At 66.9% G+C, this 5,167-nt stretch carries 4 protein-coding genes and 2 pseudogenes; 4 read left to right on the top strand and 2 right to left on the bottom strand.

Annotated features, from left to right (window positions below; genetic code table 11):
• A pseudogene (locus VET27_RS25380) lies at window positions 1–279 on the bottom strand (hypothetical protein); the annotation flags it as partial.
• Between the two features lie 252 nt (window positions 280–531).
• On the opposite strand from VET27_RS25380, the gene VET27_RS25375 reads away from it, so the two are divergent.
• From VET27_RS25375 to VET27_RS25360, 4 genes are all read left to right on the top strand, one after another.
• Window positions 532–774 carry a ribbon-helix-helix domain-containing protein gene (locus VET27_RS25375; RefSeq protein WP_526522642.1) on the top strand — a complete coding sequence of 81 codons (243 nt, stop codon included), beginning with the start codon at window positions 532–534 and terminating at the stop codon, window positions 772–774.
• Complete coding sequence (locus VET27_RS25370) at window positions 771–1,202, top strand: TA system VapC family ribonuclease toxin (protein ID WP_526522640.1); 432 nt, start codon at window positions 771–773, stop codon at window positions 1,200–1,202. Before VET27_RS25375 ends, VET27_RS25370 begins: the two co-directional genes overlap by 4 nt.
• Before the next feature lie 152 nt (window positions 1,203–1,354).
• Window positions 1,355–3,064: a DEAD/DEAH box helicase gene (locus VET27_RS25365; protein ID WP_526522639.1), complete on the top strand. Its 1,710-nt coding sequence runs from the start codon at window positions 1,355–1,357 to the stop codon at window positions 3,062–3,064.
• Window positions 3,061–4,941: a hypothetical protein gene (locus tag VET27_RS25360; protein ID WP_526522637.1), complete on the top strand. Its 1,881-nt coding sequence runs from the start codon at window positions 3,061–3,063 to the stop codon at window positions 4,939–4,941. The genes VET27_RS25365 and VET27_RS25360 overlap by 4 nt, the downstream gene beginning before the upstream one ends.
• A gap of 49 nt (window positions 4,942–4,990) precedes the next feature.
• Here the strand turns inward: VET27_RS25360 and VET27_RS25355 are convergent.
• Window positions 4,991–5,167 (bottom strand): annotated as a pseudogene (locus VET27_RS25355) (HNH endonuclease signature motif containing protein); the annotation flags it as partial.

Raw genomic sequence — 5,167 nt, 5'->3', positions numbered from 1 at the left:
GGCGGTGATGGCGGCGGCGCGGTCTTGGTCGCGGGTGCGTCGGCGGCGCGGCATCATGGCGGTCCGGTCGCCGCACGGTTGGTCTGCTCGGGGGGTGGCGGTGATGGTGCTGGTGGGTGCGCACGGGGTAGGAAACAGCAGTGCGCTGCCCGGGGTGGTGACCCACCTGTCGCCGGCCGGGGAAGTCCAGATCAGTGTCCCGTCGCGGAGTTGTTCCTCGCGCCAGCCCCAGAACGTCTTGAGCAGATGATGCTTTCGGCAGAGGCACGCGAGGTTGGTCACAAGTTGTTAATGTGTTTGGCCAGCTTGGTGTGGTGCCCACGGGTTGGTGAGCGTTAGGCGTCGCGAATGTGGACGAGGAGCTGCAGAAGTCGATGGCCTTCGGGCACTGGCGGAGGTACATCCCGTGGACCCGTGACCGCCGACCGCTTCACTTCAGCAAGAGCGGCGACCGAAACGTGGACAAGGTCCTGCAGCACGCAGGTGGCTCTGGCTGCCGGTCCATCGACTTGATGCGCTAACATCAGATGTGTGCGCACCACGCTGTCCTTGGACGATGACGTACTGCTCGCGGTGAAGGAACGCGCGCGCCGCGAGAACCGCACCGCAGGCGAGGTCTTGTCCGATCTTGCCCGGCAGGCGCTGACGCAACAGCAAAACGCCGGTCTGCGTACAGGACCGGAAAGCTTTTATGGTTTCGAGCCCTTCGAGCATCGGGGGCCCGCGGTGTCCAACGCTCTCGTCGATCGGCTGCGTGACGAGGAAGCGGTGTGACGCGCGCCCTGCTGGACGTCAATGTCCTTATCGCACTGCTCGACAGCGATCACGTCGACCACGAGCGTGTTCGCCGGTGGGTCGACGCCGAGATCGTCCACGGCTGGGCGTCGTGTGCAATAACGCAAAACGGCTTCGTTCGAATCATCAGCCAGCCTCGTTATCCCAGCCCAGTGCCACCCGTGCAGGCGATCGGCAGGTTGGCACGCGCCGCGGAGACCGAATATCACGAGTACTGGCTATGTTCGGTCAGCCTGCTCGACGACGAGCTCATCGACCACTCGCGGTTGCACGGGCATCGCCAGGTAACCGACGCATATCTTCTTGCGCTCGCAACCGCTAATGGTGGCCGGTTCGCGACTCTCGATCAGTCGATCCCCATTGACGCCGTCCGCCACGCCAGCGCGCGTAACCTCACGCTGATCTGATTTCGTCAAGCCAGGCACCCAGAGAATCGCATCCGCCGCATTCGCCTCATTCGCCTCATTCGTCACACGTCGGCGTGGGTCGTCGCATCATGTCGGTGGTCGCCGTTACGGTCCAGTGCGACCAGGCACGCGCCGGGTCGTTGGGAGGCTGTATGACCGTCACGATCGCCGCTGGCGACACATCGACGGCGGATCTGTCCGCCTACCTACCGTTGCTGGCGAGGCTGCGCAATGGCGCACGGCCGCAGCCGGATTGGTCCGCGATCGTCGATCATGCCGCCCAGGTCTGGGCACGGCCGGGGTTCGACACCTTCCTTGCGGTACCGCAGCTGCGGTTCGAGCCGTTCGATTATCAGCGGCAGGCTGCGCGGACCGTGCTGCAGCGGATGCGCGGCCGGGGCATCCTGGCCGACGAGGTCGGGCTCGGCAAGACGATCGAGGCCGGGTTGGTGCTGTCCGAACTACGCATGCGCGGGCTCGCCGACCACGTGCTGGTGATCGTTCCGGCGGGACTTGTCGACCAATGGCGCGACGAACTCGAGCGGAAGTTCGGGTTGCCGACCACGATCGCCCGATCCGGGTCGACACCTGACGGCGAGATTGGGATGGACCGGCCGGTCACGATCGCATCGCTCGCCGCCGCTCGCCGCGATCCGCTGCTGGGTAGGCTGACCGACACCAACTGGGACCTGGTGATCTTCGATGAGGCGCACCGGCTCCGCAACCCACGAAGCGCGTCGGGCAAGCTCGCGCGCAGGCTCCACACCCGCTATCTGCTGATGCTGACCGCAACGCCGGTGGAGAACAAACTGTCGGACCTCTACCAGCTGGTCAGCCTCGTCTCGCCCGGACTGCTCGGCACACCCGCCCAGTTTCGTGCCAAACATGGCGCGGCGTCTCTCGGGTCGACGCCGCACAACGTCGAGGAGTTGCGCGTACGGACCCGAGACGTGATGGTGCGACATCGCCGCAGCGAAGTTGCCGTGCTGCTGCCGCCGCGCCTCGCCGAGACCTTGTTGGTGACGCCCGGCATCGACGAGGCCGCCCTGTACACCGACATCGTCCGGCGAGTCAGGGCAGCGGCAACTGGGTCGGGACGCACCCGGTTGGCCCTGCGCGGCTTGACCCGGCTGGCCGGCTCCAGCCCCGCGGCCGCCGCACCGACTCTGGTGAAGCACGGCTGGGACGACCTCGCGGAACGAGCCCGAGCCATCCGGGAACCGGAGAAGGTGGGTGTGCTCGTCGAACTCCTTCGACGCCACGTCAACAGGGGCGAGAAGGTTTTGGTGTTCACCGGGTTCCGGCAGACACTGGACGCGCTCGTCGCAGCGGTCGAGCGTGCCGGGCTGTCGTCGGCGGTGTATCACGGCAGCCTCACGCGGACGGAGAAGGAGTCCGCGATTGCGGAGTTCCGGGCCGAAACGCCGATCCTGCTGTCGACTGAGTCGGCGGGTGAGGGTCGCAACCTCCAGTTCTGTCATGTGATGGTGAACTTCGACCTGCCGTGGAATCCGATGCAGATCGAGCAGCGGCTCGGCCGGCTGCACCGGATCGGGCAGGAACACGACGTGACGCTGAGCAACCTGGTGTGCCGCGGCAGCATCGAGCAACAGGTCATGCACGTGCTTGAGGCAAAGATCAACCTGTTCGAACTGGTCGTCGGTGAACTTGACATGATCCTCGGCCGGGTCGATGACGACTTCGATTTCGAGAACGAGGTTTTTGATGCGTTCGTCGATGCCGCCGACGACGACGAGTTCGAGCGGCGGCTCGACGCGCTTGGCAACGCGCTCGCCGAGGCGAGACGCAGTTATGTTCGAAGCAGGGAAGATGTCGACCTCCTGGTAGGTGAGCCGTCGTGACGAGGACCGACTCGGGGCTTGACTTCTGGCTGCGGTATGTCGAGGCGAGCGGCGGGCTCACCGAATTTGGCGGCGATACGACGCTGGTGATGCTCCCACCGGCACTGCAGACGATGCTGGGGCTGCCGGAAGAGCTGCGGGTCACCGCCGACCTCGATGTCGCTCGCGAGGACGGCGCGACCTTCCTCTCGGCCGGGCATCCCGCGCTGGGGCGCTCTGCCGACGAGGTGCTTGCGGTGGGCGACGTCGCCGTGATGGCCGTTCCGGTGGCCGTCACCCCGCCACCACCGGCCGAGCACCTGCAGGCGGTGGCGCGCGACCAGTTCACCATCGATCATGGACGGATCGACGCCGCGGGCGCACCGACCCGGTCGGTTCGCCCGATTCTGCGTGTTGGGGCGCTGGTCGACTACACCTTGTCCAGCGACGACCACTACCAGGAATGCGCCGAGTGCTGGGTGGACGTGCAGTCGCAACGCCAGCTCCCAACCCACGTCAGTACGAGGCTCGCCGCCTTGCCGATGGCGCCGAAAGATGGTTCGCCGTCGCTGACCGGCCTGACCGCGGCGATTGGTTTGGCGGACCGGGTTATCGAGCAGGGCGCCGATCGGCGGCGATCTGAACTCGGTGATGGCATCGACAAAGCTCGCGATGCTGAGCTTGAACGCGTCGAGGCCTACTACCGTGACGCCCTCGCGACGATCGAGCGTCGGCACGTGCAAGCACCTGTCGATCGCCGGGAGCTGCTGGACGCACGCGCCAACAGCGTACGGAATGAGCGCGCCCGGCGGATCGGCGAGACTCGGGAGAAGTACCAGGCGAGCCACGAGATCCGGCCTTATCGGCTGCACATCTACGAGGTGCCGGTATGGCGCTTGCCGGTCGATGTACGCCGCGGCGACCGGCGTTATCCGCTGACGCTCGATTGGCTCATCCCGCTGACCCGGTTCACCGACATCGCCTGCCCACACTGCGGTGCCGATGAACGACTGGTCGCGACGAAGACAAGGCTCGGGTGCGCCGGCTGCGTTCCCCGACCAACCGCCCGGCTTGCGCCCGAGCCCACAAGACCGTCCGCGAAGGCGAAACAGGTTGCTGCGCAGCCGCCGACACCGAAGAAGCGGCCGTCTCCGGTGCGTACCGACCACAGCCCGAAGCCGGCAAACTTCGGGAAACTCGGCGACAAGCTGATCGGAAAGGTGTGGGACGCGGTGGTCCGCAACGACCGGCGGCTGGTACGAATCTGTGCGCCGGATTCGCCCGCGGCCGCGGCGATCCGGCTGTACGGTCCGTCGGGTGCCGCCTGGGCGGTCGGGATCTCGCCGACCGAGGACCTGGTCGCCGTCGCGGTCGGCACGACATCGGCGTCGTCGGGTGTACGCCATGCGTCCAACGGCTACGTGGATACCGCGGCGGGACATCGCTTCCCGTTCCTGCTCCGGTGGCAGACACCGGGGGGCACAGGACAGATCGACGAGATCCTGCCCTACGACGGGTCGTTCGAGCCGGCGCACCTGAGCCGATGGGTGCTGGGACCCGGCCGGACGGGTGTGTACGCGCCGCCGCAACCGCGGGTCCCGCTCGGCCCTGTCGGCGAACTGCTATGGCAGCATGTGATTCCCATGTTTGGCCTGCCGGGCGTGCTGCGCTGCCTCGCCGCGCTGTGGCGGCTGCCAGACGAGAACGTCTTCGTCGATTCGCACGGCCCCGCGGCGGTCGCGGCCGGAATTGAACGAATTGTGTGCCAGCGAGCGAACCTGACAACCGGTCGCTTCGCTGACGTCGCTGTCGCCTACCGCATCAAGGAAGCCGCGGTGCGCGCCGCCGACGCCGACCTACGCAAGTGCCTCCGACTCGGCTCGGAGAAGTGGTGGTAGCCCGAGACACCACCGCCACCCTGTTGGCCGCGCTGAACGCGCTCACCGGCGTGACGATCGGACCATGTCCGGCACACAGGCATTTGAGGTTCGACGCATGCGTGGGCCCGCCGTCGCCGTGCGGGATGGTGTGGTCGAGGTCGCAGCGGTGCGCGGGCACGGCGCAGCCCGGGAAGCGGCACGTCAGATCCCGGGCGCGGACGTAGTCGGCCAACGCCCGCGACGG

Origin of the sequence: Mycobacterium sp., from assembly GCF_035633495.1 — a bacterium.
Classification (GTDB): Bacteria; Actinomycetota; Actinomycetes; order Mycobacteriales; family Mycobacteriaceae; genus Mycobacterium.
The sequence above is the reverse complement of the archived record's forward strand: the minus strand, read 5'-3'. Positions and strand labels throughout refer to the sequence as shown.